Origin of the sequence: Bartonella sp. Raccoon60, assembly GCF_002022585.1 — a bacterium.
Classification (GTDB): domain Bacteria; phylum Pseudomonadota; class Alphaproteobacteria; order Rhizobiales; family Rhizobiaceae; genus Bartonella; species Bartonella rochalimae.
This window is the reverse complement of record NZ_CP019786.1, coordinates 960,341-985,474: the sequence shown is the minus strand read 5'-3', so window position 1 is coordinate 985,474 and position 25,134 is coordinate 960,341. Positions and strand designations below refer to the sequence as shown.

28 protein-coding genes are annotated in these 25,134 nt (G+C 36.7%); 21 read left to right on the top strand and 7 right to left on the bottom strand.

The window, feature by feature from the left end; translation table 11 throughout:
- Positions 1–93 precede the first annotated feature (93 nt).
- The 6 genes from flhA to Bra60_RS04325 all read left to right on the top strand — a co-directional run bounded on the left by flhA (position 94) and on the right by Bra60_RS04325 (position 5,072).
- Positions 94–2,187: a flagellar biosynthesis protein FlhA gene (gene flhA, locus Bra60_RS04350; protein WP_078688726.1), complete on the top strand. Its 2,094-nt coding sequence runs from the start codon at positions 94–96 to the stop codon at positions 2,185–2,187.
- Positions 2,188–2,201: 14 nt separating this feature from the next.
- On the top strand, positions 2,202–2,987 hold the full coding sequence (locus Bra60_RS04345; protein WP_035007109.1) for a flagellar biosynthetic protein FliR: 786 nt from the start codon (positions 2,202–2,204) through the stop codon (positions 2,985–2,987).
- Complete coding sequence (locus Bra60_RS04340; protein WP_078688724.1) at positions 2,987–3,376, top strand: hypothetical protein; 390 nt, start codon at positions 2,987–2,989, stop codon at positions 3,374–3,376. The genes Bra60_RS04345 and Bra60_RS04340 overlap by 1 nt, the downstream gene beginning before the upstream one ends.
- Before the next feature lie 149 nt (positions 3,377–3,525).
- Complete coding sequence (locus tag Bra60_RS04335) at positions 3,526–4,116, top strand: rod-binding protein (RefSeq protein WP_035007114.1); 591 nt, start codon at positions 3,526–3,528, stop codon at positions 4,114–4,116.
- Positions 4,117–4,164: 48 nt separating this feature from the next.
- Positions 4,165–4,608, top strand: a complete 444-nt coding sequence (locus Bra60_RS04330; RefSeq protein ID WP_035007117.1) for a flagellar protein FlgN — start codon at positions 4,165–4,167, stop codon at positions 4,606–4,608.
- A complete protein-coding gene (locus Bra60_RS04325; RefSeq protein WP_035007120.1) occupies positions 4,605–5,072 on the top strand; it encodes a hypothetical protein in 468 nt (155 codons plus the stop codon). The genes Bra60_RS04330 and Bra60_RS04325 overlap by 4 nt, the downstream gene beginning before the upstream one ends.
- Positions 5,073–5,736: 664 nt before the next feature.
- Here the strand turns inward: Bra60_RS04325 and Bra60_RS04320 are convergent.
- The 7 genes from Bra60_RS04320 to motA form a co-directional block, all read right to left on the bottom strand.
- Entirely contained in the window at positions 5,737–6,162 is a 426-nt protein-coding gene (locus Bra60_RS04320) for a hypothetical protein (protein WP_078688723.1), read from the bottom strand.
- 36 nt (positions 6,163–6,198) lie between these two features.
- Positions 6,199–7,269, bottom strand: coding sequence for a flagellar biosynthesis protein FlhB (flhB, locus tag Bra60_RS04315; RefSeq protein WP_078698101.1), 1,071 nt, complete (start codon positions 7,267–7,269; stop codon positions 6,199–6,201).
- 18 nt (positions 7,270–7,287) lie between these two features.
- Complete coding sequence (locus Bra60_RS04310; RefSeq protein ID WP_078688721.1) at positions 7,288–8,370, bottom strand: flagellar motor switch protein FliG; 1,083 nt, start codon at positions 8,368–8,370, stop codon at positions 7,288–7,290.
- A 28-nt stretch (positions 8,371–8,398) separates the two neighbouring features.
- Complete coding sequence (fliN, locus tag Bra60_RS07150; RefSeq protein ID WP_078674107.1) at positions 8,399–8,803, bottom strand: flagellar motor switch protein FliN; 405 nt, start codon at positions 8,801–8,803, stop codon at positions 8,399–8,401.
- Between the two features lie 144 nt (positions 8,804–8,947).
- Positions 8,948–9,418, bottom strand: coding sequence for a BAB2_0123 family type IV secretion system effector (locus Bra60_RS04300; protein ID WP_035007126.1), 471 nt, complete (start codon positions 9,416–9,418; stop codon positions 8,948–8,950).
- Positions 9,411–10,379 carry a FliM/FliN family flagellar motor switch protein gene (locus tag Bra60_RS04295; RefSeq protein WP_035007127.1) on the bottom strand — a complete coding sequence of 323 codons (969 nt, stop codon included), beginning with the start codon at positions 10,377–10,379 and terminating at the stop codon, positions 9,411–9,413. The genes Bra60_RS04300 and Bra60_RS04295 overlap by 8 nt, the downstream gene beginning before the upstream one ends.
- A 2-nt stretch (positions 10,380–10,381) precedes the next feature.
- Positions 10,382–11,257 (bottom strand): flagellar motor stator protein MotA, encoded by an 876-nt coding sequence (motA, locus tag Bra60_RS04290; RefSeq protein ID WP_035007128.1) that lies wholly within the window; start codon positions 11,255–11,257, stop codon positions 10,382–10,384.
- A 269-nt stretch (positions 11,258–11,526) separates the two neighbouring features.
- On the opposite strand from motA, the gene Bra60_RS04285 reads away from it, so the two are divergent.
- The 15 genes from Bra60_RS04285 to Bra60_RS07580 all read left to right on the top strand — a co-directional run bounded on the left by Bra60_RS04285 (position 11,527) and on the right by Bra60_RS07580 (position 24,838).
- Positions 11,527–12,327, top strand: coding sequence for a DUF1217 domain-containing protein (locus Bra60_RS04285; RefSeq protein ID WP_078688720.1), 801 nt, complete (start codon positions 11,527–11,529; stop codon positions 12,325–12,327).
- A 35-nt stretch (positions 12,328–12,362) separates the two neighbouring features.
- Positions 12,363–13,097, top strand: a complete 735-nt coding sequence (gene flgF / locus Bra60_RS04280; RefSeq protein WP_035007133.1) for a flagellar basal-body rod protein FlgF — start codon at positions 12,363–12,365, stop codon at positions 13,095–13,097.
- Positions 13,098–13,137: 40 nt separating this feature from the next.
- On the top strand, positions 13,138–14,667 hold the full coding sequence (locus Bra60_RS04275; RefSeq protein WP_153300897.1) for a FliI/YscN family ATPase: 1,530 nt from the start codon (positions 13,138–13,140) through the stop codon (positions 14,665–14,667).
- A gap of 590 nt (positions 14,668–15,257) precedes the next feature.
- Positions 15,258–15,644 carry a flagellar basal body rod protein FlgB gene (gene flgB, locus Bra60_RS04270; protein WP_035007135.1) on the top strand — a complete coding sequence of 129 codons (387 nt, stop codon included), beginning with the start codon at positions 15,258–15,260 and terminating at the stop codon, positions 15,642–15,644.
- 2 nt (positions 15,645–15,646) lie between these two features.
- Positions 15,647–16,063: a flagellar basal body rod protein FlgC gene (gene flgC / locus Bra60_RS04265; protein ID WP_078673874.1), complete on the top strand. Its 417-nt coding sequence runs from the start codon at positions 15,647–15,649 to the stop codon at positions 16,061–16,063.
- 57 nt (positions 16,064–16,120) lie between these two features.
- Complete coding sequence (locus Bra60_RS04260; RefSeq protein ID WP_078673873.1) at positions 16,121–16,459, top strand: flagellar hook-basal body complex protein FliE; 339 nt, start codon at positions 16,121–16,123, stop codon at positions 16,457–16,459.
- A gap of 46 nt (positions 16,460–16,505) precedes the next feature.
- Positions 16,506–17,294 carry a flagellar basal-body rod protein FlgG gene (flgG, locus tag Bra60_RS04255; RefSeq protein WP_035007411.1) on the top strand — a complete coding sequence of 263 codons (789 nt, stop codon included), beginning with the start codon at positions 16,506–16,508 and terminating at the stop codon, positions 17,292–17,294.
- A gap of 5 nt (positions 17,295–17,299) precedes the next feature.
- Positions 17,300–17,758, top strand: a complete 459-nt coding sequence (gene flgA, locus Bra60_RS04250; protein ID WP_035007140.1) for a flagellar basal body P-ring formation chaperone FlgA — start codon at positions 17,300–17,302, stop codon at positions 17,756–17,758.
- Positions 17,758–18,984 carry a flagellar basal body P-ring protein FlgI gene (locus Bra60_RS04245; protein WP_078698100.1) on the top strand — a complete coding sequence of 409 codons (1,227 nt, stop codon included), beginning with the start codon at positions 17,758–17,760 and terminating at the stop codon, positions 18,982–18,984. Before flgA ends, Bra60_RS04245 begins: the two co-directional genes overlap by 1 nt.
- Before the next feature lie 71 nt (positions 18,985–19,055).
- Positions 19,056–19,688 (top strand): MotE family protein, encoded by a 633-nt coding sequence (locus tag Bra60_RS04240; RefSeq protein WP_236823907.1) that lies wholly within the window; start codon positions 19,056–19,058, stop codon positions 19,686–19,688.
- Between the two features lie 107 nt (positions 19,689–19,795).
- Positions 19,796–20,461, top strand: a complete 666-nt coding sequence (gene flgH / locus Bra60_RS04235; RefSeq protein ID WP_035007412.1) for a flagellar basal body L-ring protein FlgH — start codon at positions 19,796–19,798, stop codon at positions 20,459–20,461.
- Between the two features lie 112 nt (positions 20,462–20,573).
- Positions 20,574–21,074 (top strand): flagellar basal body-associated FliL family protein, encoded by a 501-nt coding sequence (locus Bra60_RS04230; protein WP_078688717.1) that lies wholly within the window; start codon positions 20,574–20,576, stop codon positions 21,072–21,074.
- Complete coding sequence (gene fliP, locus Bra60_RS04225) at positions 21,071–21,823, top strand: flagellar type III secretion system pore protein FliP (protein WP_078688716.1); 753 nt, start codon at positions 21,071–21,073, stop codon at positions 21,821–21,823. The genes Bra60_RS04230 and fliP overlap by 4 nt, the downstream gene beginning before the upstream one ends.
- Before the next feature lie 745 nt (positions 21,824–22,568).
- Complete coding sequence (locus tag Bra60_RS04220; protein WP_236823906.1) at positions 22,569–24,134, top strand: hypothetical protein; 1,566 nt, start codon at positions 22,569–22,571, stop codon at positions 24,132–24,134.
- Complete coding sequence (locus Bra60_RS07580) at positions 24,074–24,838, top strand: autotransporter outer membrane beta-barrel domain-containing protein (protein ID WP_236823905.1); 765 nt, start codon at positions 24,074–24,076, stop codon at positions 24,836–24,838. Before Bra60_RS04220 ends, Bra60_RS07580 begins: the two co-directional genes overlap by 61 nt.
- The last annotated feature ends 296 nt before the right edge of the window (positions 24,839–25,134 follow it).

Below are 25,134 nucleotides of genomic sequence, written 5' to 3'. Positions count from 1 at the left end.
CTCAAAGGAAAATGAACTGGATATGCTTTGAAAATAAGCTAAAGAAAGCTTTTTATAAAAGGTACTCAGTTGTGATTATATAAGGAGAAAAGCGTGCAGCAGCATAGTTCAACGGTCAATATCATTCCCCAGGATAAGTTTTCTGGTCGAGATATTGCGTTTGCGGCAGGAATTATTATTATTCTTATGGTTCTCTTTTTACCAGTTCCTGCTTTTGTTTTGGATTTAGGGCTTTCTTTTTCTATTGCATTTTCTGTTTTGATTTTGATGGTTTCATTATGGATCCAAAGGCCCCTTGATTTTTCAGCCTTTCCAACAGTTTTGTTGATTGCAACTTTATTGCGTTTATCGCTTAATATTGCAACCACCCGTGTAATTTTAACCCATGGTGATGAAGGCTATAAAGCTGCAGGGTATGTGATTCAAGGTTTTTCACAATTTGTTATGGGTGGGGATTTTGTTATTGGTCTTGTTGTTTTTGCTATTTTAATTATCGTCAATTTTTTGGTGATAACTAAAGGTGCGACGCGTATTGCTGAAGTGGGAGCACGTTTTACACTGGATGCTATTCCAGGAAAGCAAATGGCTATTGATGCTGATCTTTCATCGGGTCTTATTGATGAAAAAGAGGCTCAGCATCGTCGTCAAGAGCTTGAGGAAGAAAGTTCATTTTTCGGGGCAATGGATGGTGCGTCAAAGTTTGTGCGTGGTGATGCTATTGCTGGTCTTATTATTACGGCTGTTAATATTTTTGGTGGTATTGTTATTGGCGTAACGCGGCATGGAATGTCATTGTCTGGTGCAGCGGATGTTTTTACTAAGCTTTCTGTAGGAGATGGTCTTGTTACGCAGATACCTGCATTGATTGTTTCTTTGGCAGCCGGTCTTTTGGTTTCAAAAGGGGGAACACGCGGTTCTGCTGAAAAAGCTGTTTTGGGGCAGCTTGGAGGATATCCTAAAGCTCTTTTTGTATCCTCACTACTGTTATTAATGTTGGGATTGATGCCGGGTTTACCCTTTTTTCCTTTTTTCCTTTTGTCTGTTCTGATGGCTTCGATTGGTTATTCTATTCCACGTCGTTTAAAAAGAGAAGCGCTTGCACAAGAAGCTTTGCGTAAACAAGAAAATCAGATAGCTCACCAGGAAGAGAGCCAATCAGTAAAAGCATCTCTTGAAATAGTACAAATTGAAATTGCTATGGGTAAGCAATTATCTCAACGTTTATTGCCGCAAAAAGTTGAATTAGCTAATCGTGTCGCAAAAATGCGCCGTAAGTTTGCACAGGAGTATGGTTTTGTTATTCCTGAAATTCAAATATCCGATGATTATACAGTTCCCGGAAAAAGCTATTGGATCAAATTATACGGTACGGTTATTGCTTCTTATGAAATGCGTATTGGTGATGTTCTTATTATGCCAGGCAATAAGCCTATTCCCAATATTCCAGGTGAATATGTATCTGAGCCAGCTTTTGGGATGCGTGCTTTTTCGACTTCAGAGACATTTCGTTCTGAATTAATTCGTGAAGGCTATATGGCAGTTGATAATCTTTCCGTATTATTAACGCACTTGAGTGAGGTTTTGCGCAATAACTTAGCACAATTATTTTCTTATAAAGATATGCGCATTCTTCTTGAGCGTTTGGGTAGCGAATATCGTAAATTATTGGAAGAGATTTGTCCTACACATCTTTCCTATTCGGGCTTACAATCGATTTTAAAACTTTTATTATCAGAACGTGTTTCTATCCGTAATCTTAATCTTATTCTCGAAGCAGTGGCTGAAATAGCACCTCATGTGCGGCGTTGTGAACTGATTGCTGAGCATGTACGGTTGCGTATGTCACAACAAATTTGTGGTGATTTATCTGAAAATGGCATTTTGAATGTTTTGCGGATGGGAAGCCATTGGGATCTCGTTTTTCATAAGGCGTTAAAGCGTGATGCAAAGGGTGATATTATTGAATTTGATATTAATCCAGTTGAACTTGAAAAGTTTGGGACAGATGCGACGGCACTTATTCGACAACATATGGAAAAAGCAACGCGTTTTGCACTTATTACATCTCCTGAAGCGCGGCCTTATGTCCGCATGATTATCGAACGTCTTTTTCCAACTTTGCCTGTACTTTCCCATGCAGAAATTGCTCGTGGAATTGAAGTTAAAACATTGGGAACCATCTCTTAAAAGGTAAGGGGTTTATGTCATTAACATCTGTTCTTCCCCTAACATCTTTTTCAATTGAGCAATTGGTAACCATTGCTTTGTTAATTTTTGCACGGGTTGGGGCTTGTTTAATGTTAATGCCAGGAATGTCTAGTGTACGCATTCCTATGAGTTTGCGTTTATTTATTGGCATTTCTTTTTCACTTGCTATCCTTCCTTTGGTTACAGAATCCTTTAAGGTTCTCGGTGATAAACCCAATCTTGCACTGCTTGTTCGTGCTTTGTTTGCTGAGATGTTAATTGGGAGTACTTTTGGGGTAATTGCTCACGCTTATTTATGGGCTTTGCAATTTATGGCTTCAATTATTGGGATGTCGATAGGATTTTCTGGCCAACCTGGTCATAGTATCATTGAGTCAACGCCAGAATCACATGTTGCGAATATCTTAGTTTTTGCAGCTGTCATACTCTTTTTTGCAAGCGATTTGCATATTATCACTATTCAGGGCCTTCTAACATCTTATGATATTGTGCCTCTAGCTTTTATTCCAAATCCAGAAGCTGCTTTGACAGACTATCATGAAGCTTTATCGCGTGCGTTTTTAACTACATTGTCGATAGCAGCGCCTTTTATTATTTATGCAATTTTGATTAATATTACGATAGGATTGCTCAATAAATTAACGCCTACCATTCCGGTTTATTTTATTTCATTACCTTTTGTTATGTGTGGAGGCTTATTTTTACTTTATATTTTAATGCCAGAACTTTTACACTTGTTTAATTCTGAATTGCGTGATTGGCTTAAGAAAGGATCTTAATGGCGCAGAAAAGTAAACGTTATGGAAGACTTTTAAAAGTGCAAAGTCTTGTTGAAGCACATCATAAAGCTGAATTGGAATATATGAAGGGTCAACTTTTTTCTTGTCAGGAAGAGACGCGTGAACTCTTCTCATTGATGGAAAAAGATTCGGCTTTCAATTTTTGGAATGCTTCTTTTTTAGCAAAACGTTTGCATCATAATGCTAAGTTTGAAAAGAACCTTCAAGGAAAAATTGCACAACAAAAGCAAGTTGTGTGTGAAGCTTCTAGTCGTTCGAAAAGATTAGAAGACAAGTGTAAAGAAATTCAATCAATAGAAAAACAGAAACAATTTAGTAATATGCTAGAGGAGTATATTATAAATAAAATCGGTAAGACATCAGCTTGACATAAGTTTGGATGTTTATATCTATTACTATAGTTATAAATTATGAAGATTTTTCTTTTTATAAAGAGCTATTAAAAGGAAGAAAAAGTTTTATAAGATAGAAATTTAATTGCAAAGAAAAGCGAGAGTTAGGTAAAAAGGGGAAATCTATGGCTATTCAGCCTCCTTCTGATATTGTGCTTGATGTTGCCCGTGCGGCAGATCCGCTTGAATATCGTGCTTCTGTCGAAAGATTGTATTCTTTACAAAAATTTGCTCGCGTACAGACGACTGAACGAGAGGAGAGTAGTTTTGCAGATTTGGCACAGACTACTTCGGCTTCAGAAGTACGAGATAATTTAGTTTCTGATGGGCTTATTCAACAGGTTCATATCAGGCCGCAATCTGTACAAAGTAAAGAAGCTGCAGTTTTTAGAAATTTTGAAGCTTTTGTGTTGCAAACTTTTGTTGAGAGTATGTTTGCAACCGATATACAATCGATTTTTGGAAAAGGACAAGCAGGACAAATTTGGAAATCAATGATGGCTGAACAATTGGCTAAAGAATTTGCAGTATCTGGTGGAATTGGCATTGCACAGATGTTAGTTTCTGATCACATGAGAAAAGAAACGGGCACATCATTATCTACGTTAGAAACAGATCAAGAATTAGGTGCTAAAGATCATCGTATATTAGCAGATGAAGTTACTTACAAAAATGAACTAGATTTGGTGAGTGAGGATCAAATAAAAACGAAATGAACATCTTGTTAAGATGAGAATTAATAAATATTTTAGAGGGGAATGGAAATGTCTGTAGTACAATATGATGATGAAAATGTTGCGTTAAAAACAAAAATTCTTAATAATAATCTCATTGGCCGTGATTGGGCGATGACTAAATTTAATGCTGCCATTAAAGGGTTAGCAGAAGTTGTTGATTATGAAAGCAATATGCTGGAAAATCACGGTGCTCCAGATTATGAAGAAATTAATTTGCGTAAAACGCGTGGTTTGCGTGATCTTAATAAATCAATGAATGATGTAAAACGTTATATGGATCAGGATATTGAAATTGAGATACAGAGTTTGTTAACGGATTTACAAGAAAAATTAAACCGTAATAGTGAACTTCTTCGTATTCATTTGGAAGCAGTGAGAGATTTATCTCAAATTATGCAGGTTGCTGTTCGTGCTGAAGAAACAGATGGAACTTATGATCCAGTTTTGGTTAATGCTGGGCGTTCTAGATGATTAGAATGATTGCAATGGGTTTGTGGGTTTGTTTGGTGGCTTTGGGCGCTTTAGTCCTTAGCCTTAGGGTCAATGCGGTTGATCCTAACACGTCAGAAAAGTCTGCTCCTGTTGCTGTAGAGATTGGTTCTAATAATACGGAAGTCATGAGTGTTCCGATTTTGGTTGATGGTGATGTACAGGGGTATATCATTGCGCAGTTTGCTTATGTAGTAGATAAAACAGCTGAAAAAGAGATATCTATTCCTGTAGGGGTTTTGATTAATGATACTATTTTTCAATATTTTTGGGGGAGTTATTCTGATGTGCGTGCAATTGAAAAAGTAAAATTTGAGATGATCAAAGAACGGATTATTGATGATGTCAATAAACGCTTTTCAAAAGCTGTCCTGAAAGATTTGCTTGTCAAACAGTTTAACTATCTTTCAGTTGATCAAATACGTGGAATGAAAAATAAACGATAAGGGTGTTTATCAGCTTTTAAAAGGCAATAAAGTATAAAAACAAATTCTAAATTTGTTAATTAGTTTTATTAGTTTGTGTATCATTCTTAATGCTTCACCTAAGCTTAAAATTTGATATCTCTAAACTAAAAATTGATAAGATTCATAAAAAAGGTTTACTCTCATTGGAGAGCTTATAATAAAACCAGCACTTATAACAAGTATATTTGGCATTCTTGTTTCCATTATGTTTATGAATATTTATTTCTAAATCTTATAATAAATACCATAAAAATTAGCCGTTACTATCTAATGTAGTGATATAATACATTGTAAATAAAATTTATATCTATAAAAGATTGACCACATACCTATTGTCGAAGGAATTTAAGAATTCTTCGATTTTTTGTTCTTATTGCATTCTTTTGCATTAATTTGATTTGAAAGAAAAATAACAATTGATAAAAGTGTTATGTGAAGATTTCTTTTCTAAAGACATATGAGATTAGATCATAAAGCAGAGAGAATCAAAAGCGCTTCAACTTACCTTATTAGTTTACATACAGGTTTATTTCTAAAATGCTGAGTATTTTAAGCTTCTACTTATTTGCGAAGAAAAGAACATTTTTTATGCATAATTTTTTCACTTTATGAGTCAATATTTTTAGATCAATATAGCTTTATCTTAATGCGTAAGTGGTTTTTGTATTCGTGCATTATTAAGCGCATTCATGAAAGTGCTGGTATTGGTTTCTTCATCAGAAGGATTATCAAAAATACAATTATCCAGCTCAACTCCAAATTCTTTAGCAGACATAAAGATACGGAAAAAAGCATTGACCCCTTCATTAGAAAACTCCATGTGAAGTGATATATTGGGTGTGGTATTCCAATCCAGTTCATAACTGGCATTTCCGGCAAAGCGCATTGTATGAGGATAAAAACGCAATTCTGTTGCACTCTCAATGAGATCAGAAAGATAATTAAAGCGTTCAGTATGGATGTATGCAATAAAATCACCTACGTCAATTAATCGTAGTTCTGGAATAAATTGCGCAACCTGTTTCGCCAGGACCATTTCACGAATTTCAGTTATATAATCTTTTTTCATCTTATGACTTTATATCATTATTTAAACATTATTGTTTTAGTGATTTTTTTGATTGTTGATAAAACGAATTAAGGCAGCAACACTTTCATATAATTCTGTTGGAATTGTTTGGTCGATTTCAACCTGTTTGTACAACGTTCGTGCTAAAGTGACATTTTCAAAAATGGGGATCTCATGTTCGATGGCAATTTCACGAATATGTAGTGCTAGGATATCTAGTCCTTTTGCAATTACAACTGGTGCATAATCAAGCGGTGGTTTATAGCGTAAAGCAACAGAGAAGTGAGTAGGGTTTGTTACAATAAGAGTTGCTGTAGGGACATTTGCGATCATTCGGCGGCGGATACGGTCTCGTGATAAAGAACGCATTCGTGCTTTAACCATAGGGTTTCCTTCAAGGTTTTTATGTTCTTCTTTAATTTCTTGTTTCGTCATGCGTAATTGTTGACGCCAGTGAAAACGGGACCATGCGATGTCTAAACCTACAAGAGCAATAACTGCTGTAATAAAAGAGAGGGACAGGTTAATCAATTCTTTATGAATATATTTTGGTAAAGCTGATGCGTTTGTTAAAAGCGCATTAATGAAAATTGTGTTGCTTTTGAAAAATATTATATAAATAATTAAACTAACAGCGATAAGCTTGGTGAGTGATTTTAAAAATTCAACTAATCCTGCTTTACTATAGATTCGCTTAAATCCATTGGCAGGAGAGATACGCGACCATTGTGGACGAATACGCTCTATGACAAATCTTGGTACATTCTGTACTGCTGATGCGGTAATGCTAAGCAAAGGGATAAGAATTAAGATAGGAGCTAAGGCTAAGCCTACACTTCCACCTACTAAATAAATCAAGTGTTTGACATCTTCTGCAGTATTAATACGCCAGGATTCTGGACGTTCAAGCCATTGGATCAAAAAATAGGTAAGTTTTGAAATAGCTGGAAAGGAGATAAAAACGCAAATAAGACTAAAGCTTACAAGTGAAGCAAAGACAGGCAATTCACGAGAAAAAGGAAGATTTCCTTTTTCCTCTTCTTTACGAATTTTATATTCGGTTGGTTCTTCTGTTTGACTTTCTTTATCTGGTTTTTCATCTGACATATTGGTTCAGTGCGCCCTTTAGGACGTTCCTTCTTCTCCTAAAAGATTGATTGTTCCTTGTTCTGATAGTTTAATAGCTGTTTGAGCAATGCTACGGCGTGCATTGATAATCGCTTCTTGTTGAATAGTGTCATTCTCTGTAGCAAGCTCTGTTTCTACCATGCGGCGTGTCCGTTGTGAAAGAGAATTAAGAATAAGTTCTTTCATAAGATCTTCCGCATTACGCAAAGCTGTAATTATAGTATCAGCTGCAATTCCATCAAAAAGAAGCAATCGTGCTCTTTCTGTCAAACGTGGAATATCTTCAAAAACAAAAAGTTTTGCTTTGATTTTTTCTACATCTTCTGGATTTAGATTGTCGAGATTTGCCAACATTTCATCAATGTCTGTTTTATCAAGCTCATTTAAAATTACAGCTACTTGACTGTGATGTGCTTTGTCTCCTTCATCATTGTTCTTTAGAAGCGCAGGTCGTAGGGCTTGATCGAGAAGCGTTTCCATTTCTGGCGAAACTGTTCGTAGGTGTAATCTTCTGCGTGTAAGATCACTTCGTGTAGACATTGTTTGCGCCATAAAGATTTTTGCTGCTATTTCAGAAGGAAGACGAGAAATGATATAACTGACCACTTGCGGATGTTCTTGTGCAAGATGTTTTTGTAAAGTATCAACGTTTAATTTTTTAATGATATCCCAAATACTTTCTTGAGGTAGTGTTGGTGCTTTTGAAGGATCAAAAATTAACGCAGCTTCGTCTTCTGGCAATGTTTCTTGTATTAAATTATCGAATTTTGCACCGGCTTCTGAAAATGAAACGCCTTCTGCAAAAGCATCTTCGAATTGACGAACCAAAATTTCAAAATCAGCAAGAGAAATATTGGGTAAAGTATGTGCATGCCCACTAAGATGGCGTAAATCATCTGGTGTAAAGTGTTTTAAAAGACGTGCAGCAGCAGGTTTCCCTAAAGCAACAAGCAGAGCTGCAACCTTTTGTTGTCCAGAAAGCGTATCAATAATTGTAGAAGAGCTCTCTTTATCAGAGGGTATATTCTCTGATATAGTATGAAGTTCTTCCGTAGTTTTTGTTTCCTTTGCCTGCGTCATATTTATCTTTCATAAGATTTGAAATCAGTTATTTATCAATAATTTCGGTAAGACTAACCCCAAAACGAGAAGGATCATCCTCTAGAACAATGACTTCGCCGCGGGCGATAATACGGCCATTGACCACGATATCAATAGGATCTCCAATTTGTTTGTCAAGTGTAATAACTGCACCTCTTCCTAAATCCATTAAGGTTGCGACTGGCATAGTTGTTGAACCAAGTACAACTTGAACTTCAACAGGAATACTCATAATGAGTTCTGTATTACTGGATGTATCACCTGGGCTTTTGGGCGCATTTGAAGCACCTGTACCTCCAATAGTTGTTTTTCCTGCTGCTTCACCTCCAAAAGAAGGAGTGCCTGGATTTGTTCTAAGGTTAGGTGTTGCTGTTCCTGGTCGTGGTGCTCCAGCACCAAAACCTCCTGGCATTCCGGGTTTTGGCGCTATACCTTCTCCAACTTTTGGTGTTGTGGGGTTGGGTGCTGTTGCAGGATTGATTCCTTTAGGAATTCCGGGTTTTTTTATGTCATTAGTCATTCTGTCACCGTACTATTTTTTCTACCTTTAAAGGTTTTAAAATTTTGTTTTTAAAAGTTGTATTTTGTCATTAAGAGGTGTTTTATGCGCTTTGCGTTGCACAAAGACAGGAAGGCTTTTAGGAACGATAGGTTGCCGGCGAAGAGTATGTATTGCACCAGATGCTGCAGATGGACCATGAGCTTGTGTAGCTAAAATACTGCGGAACTGATTGAAATCACTTTTCAATTGATCACGGACATTTTCCATATGGGAGATTGAACGATCAATATCACGCCGAATACGTGTGGATTCAATCATCCGTGCATCCATTTTTCTATTTTCATCTCGGAATTCTTGATGTTCTTCACGCAGAGTTGAAAGGGCTTGATCAAGACAGGCTGTCCCCATTTGAACTTGTTTTGCAAGCTCACGTCCCATTTGGATAGTGGCAGCTAGTTTGCGTATTGTAATAATCAAAACACTCAATGAGACGAGAGCCAAAAATGCACTTATAAAATTAAACATGAACCAACTCATCAATCATTTCCTCTTCTTCATCAATAGGATTTGTAACTCGGATAGAAAAACTTGTCCCAATTTTACCAAGGGAGCATTTATAAAGTGATTTATTGCCACTGCGTAACCTGATTTGTTTCGCAGCATTGGCAGGAAGGGGTAAAATCTGCCCTACTTTGAGGGTAGATAATTCATTTAAAGTCATTGATCCCTGTTGAATAAAAGCTTCAATGCGTACACGTGAACGACTGACTTCTTGTTTTAAACGTTTGGCCCAAAGGGGATCCGTTCGTTTTGCAGGAGCGCGGAGTGCACGTGTAACGGCTTCTTGGATAGGGCGATGGCAAGTGCGTGGCATTAAAATATTCACGTAGGTTTCCACTTCACCGCATTTCACTCCGAGAGTGCAGGAAAACATTTGTGATTGGTTAAATGTTTCCGCATTAAATTCTTGTGCTTTACATGTTTGTTTGAAGATTAAAAGTGATCCATCACCGATACCAAAAACACCATCTAACGCATAGGCTAACAATTTTCCAAAAGTTGCACCGACTTTGCTTTCTATCGGACTAAAAGGGCGTCCATTGCGATTTGTTACCATGGGTTCTGAAGCCCCAAAAAATACTTCTGTTGCTAGTTCTACGAGTGTTGCATCAAGAACAAAAATAACGTCATTTCCCCAACGATCGGAGTTGAAATAAACCAGAAGTGCTTCTGTTCCAATTGCTTGAGTAATCTGATCCGCTTTCAGTGTGTCAAGTGATTGTACATCTGTCGTAAATTTTAAAGAGGTATAATTGCTTAAGCGCATACACAGATTACTTGCTGCATCACGGAAGACATATTGAAATGACATGAGGTCATCACTTGATAGGCCAGCTGCACGTAAAATATGTTGGGTCAGCGCATCTTGTTTTTTATCTTCTTGCGCTTTTTCTTCGTTTTCTTGTTTTTCGATCGGTTCAGTCATATTTAGGCGGCCTCTTTTTCACTACCTTGACTAGCGATTGCGTGTTGTTCCATAATATCAATTGTTGGACGGTCTTTTGCTGAGATGGTTTTACGACCGTACTCGAGTGCTATTTGTGGCATTGCGCCGTTCATGTAAGCCAACAGTGTTTGTTTAACAACAATGTAAATACGCACTTTTTTATTGCGTACCGTTTTTATTTTTGAGGCAAGAGGGCCAAAGATACCATAAGCGAAAAAAATACCAGCAAAGGTCCCTACAAGAGCAGCTCCAATTAAGTGTCCTAATACTTCTGGCGGTTCACTTATGGCTCCCATAGCTTTAACTACACCTAAAACAGCCGCAACAATTCCAAGAGCTGGAAGAGCATCAGCCATATTTTGCATTGCTTGATAGGGTTTTTGAGAATCGTATGAAATTGTATGAATTTCTTCATCCATTAAAGCTTCAATTTCAAAAGGGCGTGTATTTCCCATGACAATAAGACGGCAATAGTCACAAATAAAATTGGTTAAAGATTCATCTTTTAAGATCAGAGGATATTGCTGGAAAAGCGCAGATTCTTTTGGATTGTCAACATGAGCTTCCATTTCAGATTTTGATTTTGAACGCATTTCCCGCATAAGAACATAGAGTAAACCCAATAGTGATAAAAAATCTTTTTGTTTTGGAACAGCATCTTTCATTGCTTCTATCGTTGCTTGCAATGTGTCTTTAATAGCGGGAATAGGGTTGGAAACAATAAATGTTCCAATAGCTGAGCCTAAAATGATAACAAATTCCCATGGTTGTACTAAAACATCAAGATGACCTCCCATAGCGACATAACCGCCAAGTATGCATCCAAAAATAATTATTAATCCTATAATAACACCCAAGGCTGTGAGCTCCTTATTTTTAATTTTTGTGGAGAAATAAATGTCTATGCTTGTGTAAAACTTACCATTTATTTTCTTAATATTGTATAAAAGTATTACAATATTGTATAAAAGTGTTAAGAGATATAATAATTTAAAAATAAAAAGCATTTTATCTATTAATAAGGACTTGATGAAATATTTCTTACGTTAATAATAAAGTGGTTTTATCATAAGCTTTAGGCAAGTTTTATGCTTTAAATTGGGGCTTGTGTAGAGAGGGGTTTCCTGTGATTAGCACATATACGAGTTATAGAAGTACAATTGATAATATGAAGCAAACGTTTGATAGGCTTTTTCAAAAGCCACAAGTCAAATGTGAGACAGACTATTATGTTAAGCATATTATTGGTGTGAAGTCGGTTGATGATTTTTTGGCAAATGATAAAATCTATAATTATGCTATGAAAGCTTATGGATTGGAAGATATGATTTTTGCTAAAGGCATGATTCGTAAGGTTCTTTCAGATCCTGAGTATGCATCTCAATTAGTAGATAAGCGTTATCAGCAATTTGCAGAGGCATTTAATTTTAGCAAATATGGTGAGAAAGCTACACAAAGAGAGAGTGCAAAAACGGTCACCGTGAATAAATATATGCAACAAACATTAGAAGTTGAAGTAGGCGAAGTTAATGAGGGGACACGTCTTGCTTTGTATTTCACTCGGACTATCGGAGGAATGGTGCAGAATAATGTTCTGACAGAAAAAAATTGGGCTTATCAGATTTTGAGCGATAAGGCTTTATCGGCTGTTATTTTTAAGGCCTTCAATATTTCTGAGAATGTGCTTACGTCGCCAATTGAAGTGCAAAAATCTTTGTTAGAGTCGCGTATGTCACTTAAGGATTTACAAGATCCAAAGAAGTTAGAACACCTCATTGCAAAATTTTCTGCTATGTATGATGTACAAAATCAAACAGTTGTTAATCCTGCTTTAATGATTTTGCAAGGATCAAATGTAGGTAGAGGTTTAGCTTTTTCAAATGAAACAATAATGGCTTTACAATCCTTCAAACAAGGTGGTCTGTAAGTAAGTATTGATAAGATTCAGAAGGGACTAGGTATATGCAAAATCCGATTTATGTGGGTGTTTCAGGCCAAATTGGCTTGGAACGGCGGATGGAGACTATTGCGCAAAATATGGCAAATGTGAATACACCAGGTTTTCAAGCGGGTGGTATGAAGTTTGATACATTATTGTCTTCCGTTGCACATGAACAGGGTGATCGTGTGTTTTTCACAAGTGCTGGCAAGGGATACATTTCCACTGATCGTGGTTCTTTGGTAGAGACGGGTAATGCGCTTGATATTGCTGTAGTAGGCGATTCCTATTTTTCTATGCAAGCATCTTTCGGACAAGTGTATACTCGTGATGGACGAATGATTATGACTCCGGAAGGGGGATTGGTTTCTGTAACAGGGTTACCTTTTTTAGATGAGGGAGGGGCACCAATTCAGCTTAATCCAGCAGGGGGGACACCACGTATTGTAGCTGATGGAAGTATCTATCAAGATAATGCATTCGTTGGGAAAATTGGTTTATTTCAATTTCAGCCAGGTACCCAGTTGCGTTATGGACCGAATTCTTCTGTGATACCTGATAAAGCAGCTTTTCAATCAGAAGGGGGAAGCGGTGATACTGTTGTGCAAGGGTATATTGAAAGTTCGAATGTGAATGGTGTGATAGAGATGACTCGCCTTATTGAAGTAAGCCGTGCTTTTGAACGTGTTGAATCAATGCTTCGTCAGCAAGAAGAAATGCGTTCTAAATCTATTCAAATTTTGAGTGGAAAAGTATAAATATTTGATCATAGAGGCTTTGTATTGAAGAGTATGTATGATGCTAGAGAGTGAAAATAATTTTATGCCAGAAGTTGTTTTAGTTAATGCTACGCCAACAACTGATTCAGTTATAAATTCTTCTCTTGCTGATGCAAAAGATACTGATATTCATGCTGAGGAATCAGATGATACGGTAAATCTTCTCAAAGATGTAACAAATGCTGATTCAAATACTGACATAATTGAGACACCTCCTTCTCCTACTGCTTTAAATCGATTGCTTGATTTTGCAAAACACAAAAACGATCATTATTCTCACCTTGTGAGTCAAGGTGGTGTTATTAGCGATGTAGCACGAGGGACATTAGTTGCACGTGGTTTATCACAGTCTGTCTTATTAGGTGATACAGTATCCGTTGAGTGTGAGTCACAGTTTCTACGAGGTGAAATTATTCGTGTTAATGAAGAAAGCGTTTTAATTAAACCTTATGATGAAACTGTCGTTCCTATGCTTTCTGCTTCTGTTTTTCCAAAAGGTCCTCTTTTTGTTGCTCCAGATCGTTCTTGGTGTGGACGGATTGTTAATGCTTTTGGAGAGGCTATTGATGGCAAGGGAGGATTATCTTCTGGGCCACGAAATATGGCAATTGAGACCTATGCACCTCCAGCACTGAAACGTGCGCGTGTGGGTGCAGGATTACGCACGGGCATTAAGGTTATTGATATTTTCACGCCCCTTTGCTTTGGGCAGCGCATTGGGGTTTTTTCTGGTTCTGGGGTAGGGAAATCGACTCTTTTGTCTATGATGATGCAAGCTGATCATTTTGATACGGTTGTTTTAGCGCTTACAGGAGAGCGTGGCCGTGAAGTGCGTGATATGCTTGATGATGTATTACACGATAAATTACACAAATTGATTGGAGTGATCGCAACGGGTGATGAAAGTCCGATGATGCGCCGTTTAGCCCCAATTATGGCGACAACAATTGCTGAATATTTTTCTTCTTTAGGAGATAATGTTTTGCTTGTTGTCGATTCTGTTACGCGCTATGCGTTAGCAACTCGAGAAATTGCTATTACTGCTCATGAGCCACCTGTTTCACGTGGATTTCCTCCACGCGTTTTTAGTGAATTGCCCCGTTTATTGGAACGTGCAGGTCCCGGCAGGGAAGGAAAAGGATCTATTACGGGTGTTTATGCAGTATTGGTTGATGGTGATGACCATAATGATCCCATTGCTGATACTATTCGTGGGATTTTGGATGGTCATATTGTTCTTGATCGTGCCATTGCTGCACAGGGAAGATTTCCTGCCGTTGATATCCTTTCTTCTATTTCACGTTTGGCATCTCATAACTGGACCCCTGAACAATGTGCATTGGTTAAAAATTTGAAAGAGATGATTTTTCGCTACGAAGAAACACGTGATTTACGCGCTATGGGTGCTTATCGTCCAGGGACAGACCATGTTCTTGATCAAGCAGTTTTTTTAGTCCCATCTATTTATGCTGCAATGAAGCAAAGTCCCGATATGGCACTTATCAGTGATCCCTATGAAGAATTAGCTAAGTTATTGAAAAGTCAGTAATAGTTTCTAGCGGTAAAAGGGAGAATTATTTTTCAAGAGATTACATTTTGTTGTGTACAGGCTTGTGTTTGGTTAGTATTTTTTCTTTTCATGGTTTATGATGTATTTAGAGAAGTTTGAAAGAGGCAACATAGGGTGTTTAGAAAGCTTGATCGGTTTTCTATAAATCTAATAAATTAAGAGTATGTTTGCAAAGTTCTACGTGAATCTGTTGATAGAAAAAGGAATACTGTTTGAAAAGATTTCTCTCCCATTGCTGATAAACCGTATAGATTAATTTTGAGTTAAGCCTTCATAAACAAGATAAGTTTTTTCTTGGTTGAGTTGTGAAAATTTCTTCTTATCAAAGAAATGAAGGGTAGCATCGCGATGATTAAGTGTGATGCGTATATCGTTTATCAAGTCAGGAAGTTAATTCATTCATGGCAGTTAATATTTTGTTATTATGATTGATAAAAGTAAGGTGTTGTAAAGACATCTATAGTGCGGGGTTGGGTATGATTTCATTTTCTTGTAGATTTAAAATGCGAAAGCAAGTCTCGCACAAGTTTTCTTTATTATGATGGTTTGAAGTAAAAAGGGTAAGAATTATGGATTCGGTTAATTTTTTTGAGATGGCAAATAAACAAGCAAATTGGTTATCTGTTCGCCAAAAGGCAATTGCGAGTAATGTCGCGAATGCAAATACACCGGGGTATAAAGCCCGTGATGTAGAGGACTTTACAGCCGTTTTACAAAATAAAACGATTTCTATGGCTGTGACGAATGTTCATCATATGGATATAACCGAAAATGGTATGGAAACGCATATTATCCGCCCTGAAAATGTTATGGAAGTTACGCATTCAGGTAATGATGTCAATTTAGAAGAAGAAATGCGTAAAGGAGGGGATGTTAGTCGCGAAATATCTCTTAATACTGCTATTGTAAAAGCTTTTCATCGAATGACAATGGCAACAGTTAGAGGAGGAGCTTAAAGATGTCTGATCGTCTTATTGCAGCAGAACAAATTGCTACAACCGGTTTGAGTGCTCAGTCAACACGTTTGCGTGTTATTGCTGAAAATTTAGCCAATGCGAATTCAACGGGAAAATCTCCAGGTGCTCGACCTTATCAGCGCAAAACAGTGAGCTTTGAAGCGACGCTTAATCCTTACATTGATGCACAAGGTGTACATGTAACACGGATTAGCACTGATAAAGCGCCTTTTATTATGCGTTATGAACCAGGTCATTTGGCTGCTGATAGTAATGGTTATGTGAAATATCCTAATGTGAATTCGATTATAGAAATGGCAGATATGCGTGAAGCAAATCGCTCATATGAAGCAAATTTACAAGTAATTCGCCAAGCGCGCGATTTAATCTCACAAACGATTGATTTATTAAAAGGATAAGCTGTTTTATCACTTTAATTAATAGGTTTTATTTTGAATTTTGTAGGAGCATATAAAATGATTGAAGCATTTACTTCTGTTGTATCACACAATACCCTTGATTCTTTGGGGCAAGCCAGCAAACAAATGAGTAGTCTTAATGGGCAGCAAATCTTGCCTGGTGTAGTAGGAAACAATGTCAGTTTTGATCAGGTTTTATCTGAGGTTGTAGAAGTTGTTGGTACAAAATTACAAACAGCAGAAAGTCTTTCCATAGATAGAATCTCTGGAAGTGATGTTGGTGTGCGCGAAGTTGTAAATTCGGTAATGGAAGCTGAACGGTCTTTAAGTACAGCTATTGCTCTCCGTGACAAGCTTGTACAAGCATATCTTGAAGTAAGTCGGATGCAAATTTAGCATGAGCACGATAGTGTTTAGAAAAGTATAGGAAAAAATTATGGTCATGAAATCACTGTCAATTGCGGCAACAGGTATGGCTGCCCAGCAAACTAATCTTGATGTTATTGCTAATAATATGGCGAATATTAATACGACGGGTTTCAAGCGTGGGCGTGCAGAATTTGCAGATTTGATGTATGTTGCAGATCGTGCAGTTGGTGTTCCTAATATGCTTAATCAAGCTGTTATACCTGAAGGAGCAATGATTGGGATGGGTGTGCGTACTGCTGCTGTTCGTACGATTAATACCCAGGGGGCTTTTGTGCAAACTGGTAATGCCTTAGATCTCGCTATTAATGGAAATGGTTGGTTTGAAATACAAGATCCCAATGGCAATGTTTTTTATACTCGTTCAGGTGCTTTTAATTTAAGTGAAACAGGGCAGATAGTAACATTGGAGGGCAATTTAGTGCAGCCTGTTATTACTATTCCTATAGGGAGCAAAAATGTCACAGTCAGCCCTGATGGGACAGTTTATTATCAAACGGATACAGATCCTAATGCTGTGGAAGCGGGACGGTTTCGTTTAGTTAATTTTGTCAATGAGGTTGGTCTAGAGCCAATAGGGGATAATCTTTTCCGTGAGACGCAAGCTTCTGGTGCACCGGTTCCAGGAGATCCAAAGGAGGATGGATATGGCAGCATTATGCAAGCAATGCTTGAAGCTTCTAATGTTGATCCAGTCAAAGAAATGACAGAGCTTATTGCAGCACAGCGTTCTTATGAAATGAATTCTAAAGTAATTCAAGCATCAGATGAAATGGCAGCAGTTGTTTCTAAAAATCTGAGGTAAATGGTATGAAAAATTTTTCGCTTTTTCTCATAAGTTTTTTTCTCTCGTTTTTTTTATTAACAGCAGCTTATGCTGATCGGATTGGTTTTCTGGTTCCTGATAAGTCTATTTATGCTGGTCAACGTGTAAGTGATATGGGTTTAAGCGAAAAGCATTTTTTTATTAAATCTGATGCAGCCTCCTTGTATGTGACGGATATGAAACAAATTCTTCACAAAGTAGCAAAACGTACCTTAACAGCAGGTCGGCCTATTCCTCTTTCTTCTTTAGGAGATCCAGTTTTGGTCGAGCGTGGTCAGGCAACAAAGTTGATTTTCCAAACACATAATTTGCAAATTACAGCTCTAGGAGTTGTTTTACAGTCGGGATCTTCTGGTGATGTCATTCGTGTTCGCAATTCCGATTCAGGGCGTGTGGTTACGGGAACCGTTTTGCAAAATGGTGATGTAAGAGTAGGTTTTTAATGATTATGCGTTTTTTTGCTTGTTTCTTGTCTTTTTGGATTCTCTTTATTCCAGCATTTGCAGATGAAGGTGGGAAAAATGTTGAACAATATAACTCTACAGTGGAAGCTGATGCTGCCTGGTTGGGGTCGGGCGGTCATCCTGCACAAATGCATTATTCAGATTTAGCGCGTTCGAGTGCAGTAGCTCGTTTAAAAGATATTGCGATTATCCAAGGTGTTCGTTCTAATCAATTAGTGGGTTATGGTTTGGTGATTGGTTTAAATGGTACTGGTGACTCTTTACGAAACGCACCTTTTACAGAACAATCTATGCGAGCTATGCTGGATAATTTAGGAATTAGCCCTCCTGCGGGTGCATCGCGTGTTAATAATATAGCTGCTGTTATTGTAACTGCTGAAATGATGCCTTTTGCAACTCCAGGATCACGGATTGATGTAACGGTTTCTTCTTTGGGGGATGCAACATCTTTACAAGGGGGCACATTAGTGATGACACCGCTCCTTGGAGCAGATGGTAAAACTTATGCGGTGGCACAAGGCAATATGGTTATTTCCGGTTTTGGGGCTAAGGGAGCTGCAGAAAGTGTAACTCAAGGTATGCCTACATCGGGTCGTATTCCAAATGGTGCACTTGTAGAACGCAAGATTGATGGAAATTTCAACCATAGTAACGAGATTATTATAGAGTTACGGAATTCGGATTTTTCGACAGCAGTCCGTATGTCTGATCTCATTAATATTTTTGCTAATAAGCGTTATAAACAAAGTGTTGCTAGAGAGCGTGATGCGAAAACTATTGTTTTAAACAAACCGCGTAATATTTCAATCGCACGCTTTATTGCTGACATTGAAGGATTACCTATTCCTACTGATGAGGTGGCGCGTGTAGTTGTTGATGAACGTACAGGAACTGTTGTTATTGGTGAAAAAGTACGTGTTTCACGTGTTGCTATTTCACATGGTAGCTTAACAGTACGTGTGACGGAGGAACCGAGTGTTTCACAGCCTAATCCTTTTAGTGAAACAGGTGATACAATTGTGGTTCCGAGAACATCAATTGATGTTGATCAGCCACTCTCTAATATTGGTATTTTGAATGGCGTCGATTTAGATAGTCTTGTTAAAGGGTTAAATCAAATTGGTGTCAAACCAACAGCAATTATAGCAGTTCTGCAGGCAATTAAAACCTCAGGCGCTCTTCATGCGGAGCTTGTTGTCCAATGATAGAATTACGTTTTTATGTTTTTTCTTTATTTATAGTAATATTTATGGCTTTTCCGGTTGGGAGGGGATATGTGAAAAATGCACCTGTGCCAATTCCTGCACCAAATAAGATTGCTTCATCTATAGAAAATGTAGAACAGTCACCAGTTTCTACTGAAGTGCCTAAACAAAAAATTGAAACTGTATCCCATCAGTCAGTTCAGCCGAAGGAGGTAATAGAGACTGAGGTAGATACGAAAGCTCCTATTGTTTCATTGATACAAGAGAAGTCTGGAGGAAGATCTGAGGGGATATCTGGAGTAAGTACAGAAGAAATAGAGCGTTTTTGTAGCAATATTGGGAGTCAGGCTGCAGATGCGCGTTTTCAGTTACAACGCAAACAATTACAAGAATTACGTGATCAAATTAGTGAACGTGTGAAAATTTTAGAAGAAAAGCAGAACGAATATCAAATTTGGCTTAATAAACGCAATGAGTTTTTATCAATGGCAGAGAGTTCTTTAGTTGAAATTATTACGAAAATGCGTCCTGACGCTGCAGCTGCTCAATTGGCTTTGATGAATGATCTTGTTGCAGCTTCGCTTGTACTTAAGCTGAGTCCTAAAGTGTCGAGTGCTATTATGAATGAATTACCGCCTGAAAAATCAGCGGAATTAACTCAAATATTAGTGAGTGCACAACAAGCATCAACAAAAAAGAAATAAATGCAATATGCGATAGAAGTAAAGATAATATAATTATGCAAGTAAAACAGATAAAAAGTACAAATAAATACTCTTCTTTCTTATATTTAACAATTGGTTTGACTACCATGTCTATAATATTAGCCAGTTGTTCTTATAATGTAAAAGATTTTAATTCAGCACCAAATTTTTCACCGGTTCGTGCTGATTTAGGATATGCTTCTTCGCATGCAGCAAGTATTTATCCACCAGCACCGAGTGAAAGTCGATATTCGCTTTATCGTTCAAGCGCTAGTAGCTTTTATCGGGATCCGCGTGCAATGAAGCCAGGTGATGTATTGACCGTGCAAATTTTCATTAATGATCGTGCTAGTTTAAACAATAAAAGTGATTTAAAGCGTGATTCTAATTCCAAATATACAATTGGAGCCGGATATTCATTTATGGACAAGTTAGCTGGTAGTATTGAAGGTGGCTCATCGAGTCAGTCTAAAGGGGATACTAAGGTAGAACGACAAGAAAATATTCGTTTGTCTATTGCAGCTATTGTAACAGATGTTTTGCCAAATGGTAATTTGGTCATTAATGGTTCACAGGAAGTTCGGGTTAATAATGAATTGCGTATTCTCAATATTGTAGGATTAGTTCGTCCACGTGATATTTCAGGCAATAATATGATTGATTATGATAAAATTGCTGAAGCGCGCATTTCATATGGAGGCCGTGGACGTATGAGTGAAATACAACAACCTCCTTATGGTCAGCAATTACTCAATCAGATTGCGCCTTTTTAGAGAATGAATATATAATTAATTTTATTGTTCATTATCAAAAAATAGAAACTTATCAAAAGTAACTTTTAATTACATTGTTTATGTGACAAGATTTATGTGACAGGGAATTTTTATGGCAGAAGAGTCGAAAAAAGAAGAAAACATTGTGCAACGGGAAAGTAGCATAAAAGTTTTTCTGATTGTTGGATTTGTTTTGACATTGGTTGCTGCTATTTCTGGGTGGTTTTTAGGAGCATGGGTGAGTCGGGGGATAGCGCCAACTTCTAGTAATTTAAAAGAGTTACCAATGACTAAAACTCCAGAGAATCTTATTGCTGCTGATTCCCATATTGTTACTTTGCCCCCTATTTTAACTAATATTGCAGTACCAGAAAATGCTTGGATTCGAATGGAAGCCTCTTTAGTTATTAAGCCTGATGAGAATATTGAAGCTACACTGACAGCTGATATATCAAATGATTTTTTAGCATTTTTGCGACAAGTTACAATCGATCAGGTTAAAGGGCCGTCAGGGTTAATGAATTTGCGCGCTGATCTTTTAGATCGTGCCAGAGTTCGTTCCGGTAATAAAGTAAGTAATATTTTGATTTCAAGTTTGGTAGTAGAATCATGAAGCGGCTTGGCGGTTTTGTATTGATGATATTTTTGTTAGCAACAACAGTTGCTTTTGCGCAAAAAACAGGTGCTGAGAATGCTAGTGGTATTGCTGGATTATTTTCTTATCCTGAAGGTTCAATTAGTGGACGGATAGTCCAACTTTTCGGCCTATTGACTATTTTATCAGTAGCTCCTGGTTTATTGATCATGGTTACCAGTTTTACTCGTTTTGCTATTGCTTTTTCACTGTTGCGAACAGGTTTAGGATTACAAACAACGCCTTCCAATCTTGTGATGATCTCATTAGCTTTGTTTATGTCCTTTTATGTAATGGCTCCGACATTTAATACGGCATGGGAGGAGGGGGTCCAGCCTTTAGTAAATAATAAAATCAGTGAACAACAAGCGATAGAAAAAATTAGTCAGCCCTTTCGAGAATTTATGATATCGCAGGTCCGTGAGAAAGATCTTGACTTGTTTGTTAATCTCTCTGATTCTTCTCTTCAAGTTAAAACAGGTTCTGATATTGATTTTCGAGTTTTAGTTCCTGCTTTTATGATTTCTGAATTACGTCGTGGGTTTGAAGTAGGCTTCCTTATTGTTCTTCCTTTTTTAGTGATAGATCTTGTCGTGGCTACGTTGACAATGTCAATGGGAATGATGATGTTGCCACCAACGGTTATTTCTCTACCATTTAAAATTCTATTTTTTGTATTAGTTGATGGATGGAATTTATTAGTTGGAAGCTTAATAAGATCTTTTTAAAGTTATATTTAAGCTTGTAAATTAGTTTTATTGTATTAATTATTTTTAATAAAATTAATAGAATTATAATTTATTCCTACTAGATATGATATTAGTTTCTTTTATAAGATACTATATATATTTTAATAGGATATATTTGAAAAAAATATTATAATTTATAAATTCTTATTGAACATTTAGCGTTTGAAATTATAAGACCAATTAAGAACACATTGTAAGCTACTAAATAGGCCGTACTCATTATTAGTTAACTTTATACTATATCGCTAACAGTATAAACTTTGTTTAAGTTTTCCATTTATTATAACTAAGTATAAACATAGACTATATTCATCTTATAATAAGTTTGCTTGTAAATATTATATTCAAATAAAATAGTTGGGATAGAAACAATCGCACCTAAATTTTCAGTAGAAGATTACCAGCATTGTTCTCTGTGAATTCAGGTCCAGAAAAATCTGATGTACATAAACAACAGTCTCCGTTAATAAAAATTCATTATGATGCTAAAATCAAAATAAATCAATAGTCAATAATGATTTAAATACTTGAATTTATTTTTGATTTATTAAGAACATTATCAATGTCTCTCATGCTTCAGTGAAAATGATAACCAAGATTAATAACTTTACATATAATATTTTTTGTTGCATATAAAATCCGTTTTAAATTTTATAGTTTAATGGTAGGGTAAATTATGCACAAAATGCTACATATAGTCTTTACGTTTTTGAGTTTTTTCTTATTGAATGTGTTTTACGTTTGGGCTGAAGTTAATAGCAATCCCAGTGTAGTAAATGATAGATTTTCAGGGGTACCTATTATTGCAATCGAACCAAAGGGTGCACCTCTTGTTATTAATGGAGGAACATTTAAGGCAGTTTCTGTAGGGATTTTGGCTAATGGTATTGGAGCATTTAGTGCTACAGGAATTGATATACAGGCAGGTATTGCAGGTAAGGCAGTTTCTGTAGGGATTTTGGCTAATGGTATTGGAGCATTTAGTGCTACAGGAATTGATATACAGGCAGGTATTGCAGGTATAATACCTGGAGGTGCAACTGAAGTGCATTTAAAAGATTCAGTTATAAATATTAAGAATCCTGATGGACAAATAAGTAAGGGGTATGGTATTTTTTTTGGATACGATCTCTTTAAGAAGCCCTCTAATACCGTGAGCGGTAGTGACAGGAGCGGAAGCGGTGGTATAAGTTTCGTTGCTCCAAGTCTTGTAGATCTTACCAATACAAAAATTTTATTTAGCGAAGTAGGTATTATAGCATTTCAATCAGGTATTGTGTCACTTAAAAATTCAGAAATTCGTTCTAATATTTTATTAGGAAGTTATGCTAGTGATAAAGAGGTTTTACCTTCCGTTAACATGTTGAGAGTTTCTGCAAGTCATTCTATTCTAGAAGGTTCAGCACAAGCTGAAGGAGTGCAATATTCATTTTTAACTCTTAAAGACGATTCAAAATGGATCATACCAGTTAATTTTAATATTAGTGAAGAAAAACTGAGTGCAAAGGAGCAACAAGAATCTGTTCTGCATATGCTTACACTTAATAATAGTGCTGTTATATTTGATCAAAAAGGTAGTGGTATTTACCAAACTTTACGCATAGAAGATCTCAAACAAAGTGAGATGGGACATTATATAGCAGTTGGTAATGTTAATATTCATTTTAATATGGGGGTGAGCAGTTCTGATAAAAACGGTTCTAATAAATACGGTTCTGATAAACTTATAATCACCGGAGCTGATGTATTCGGTACTACTAAAGTTCATATTAATTACGTTGAAGATCAGAATGTAGAGGAAAACCGTAGTGCAACACGTGTTACTAAAAATGCAGTTATTTTGCCAAAGGAAGGAGTTACGATTATTGAGGTTCGTGGTGGATCTGCAAATAAAAAGTCCTTCCAATTAGTTCATGGTTATACTGTATTTAATAGCTTGCCTTATAGGTATGTTCTTAATAGTAAAAGAGAAACTTCTGGTATTTGGAAATTCAATTTGTCAAATGGATATGTTGATGCCCAATCACAAGTGAAAGCCCTTGTACCACAAATGGCTAGTTATGTGGTTATGCCGAATGCTTTATTTTCTGCTGGTTTCTCTGATATCAGTAATCAGAATGGTATATTAGCTGATGTGCAGGAAACGTTAAATGTTGCAGGTAAAAGACGAGTTCTGTCTTTTTATCTTCTTATGGTAATGCAAAAACTTTTTCATCTATTCGTAATCCGTTGCAATATGGTTATGGTGCGGATATACGTTATGCTGCTCTACAAACTGGTGCTGTGTTAGGTTCTTTTGAAAATGCAAATACGGTTACCCGTGTCGGTATGTTAGGAACTTATGGTCAATTATCTTTTACGCCAAAAGATATGGAAGATTCTGCTAAAAGTACTCTTGATAAGTGGTCCATTTCAGTTTTCGGTAATATGCAGCATGATAACAATTCGTATATGAATGCGCTCTTTTCTTATGGTATCTTGAAAGGGCATGTTAAGACTGCTATTGTCGATAATGTAGCAAAACTTGATGATAAAAAGATATTAAGTGTATCTGCAACTGTCGGTCACAAATTAGCAACTGGTAATAAAAGTGTATCTTTTGAACCGCAGGCGCAAATTGTTTATCAACGTTTGATGTTTGATACTATTTTAGATAGCGATAATCTTGAAGTTAATATGAAGGATCCTCATCAATGGTTAATGCGTGTAGGTGGTCGTTTAACCAAAACGCTTCCTGTTGTTGAAAAGAATAGTTTCATTGCTTTCTATGGAAAAATGAATGTTATAAAGACTCTTAGTTTTAGCGATACCATAGAAGTTGGTGATACTTTTTATCTTGATTCTATGGGCTCTGCTATTGAGGGTGGTTTAGGTGTTAATGTGCAGTTAACTAACAATATTTTTGTACATGGTGATGCTAGTTATCAGCAAAGGTTATCAAAAACTGGTATGTCTGGGGCATCTTTTTCTGGAAAGCTGCAGTATCGTTTTTGATAGGTTAATGCGACTTTAGTAAAGAGGTAATGTACTTTATTTTCTTCTTTATGTATAAATCTTTATTCTTCTTAGAGCTTTGTGGTCTTCAGAAGCGTCCCAAAAGGTAGACTTTGATAATAAGGATCATTTATGATTTCATACTCTTTCTTTCCGCATTCATTTAATAGTGCTTTTATCTCTTGATGAAAAAGCGGATAGAAAGAGAGCTTTCGGGGATGAAGGGAATATAGGTTTCGTGAATAGAATTATTATAAAAAAGGGCAGTATTTATACTGCCCTTTTTGTTGAAGTTA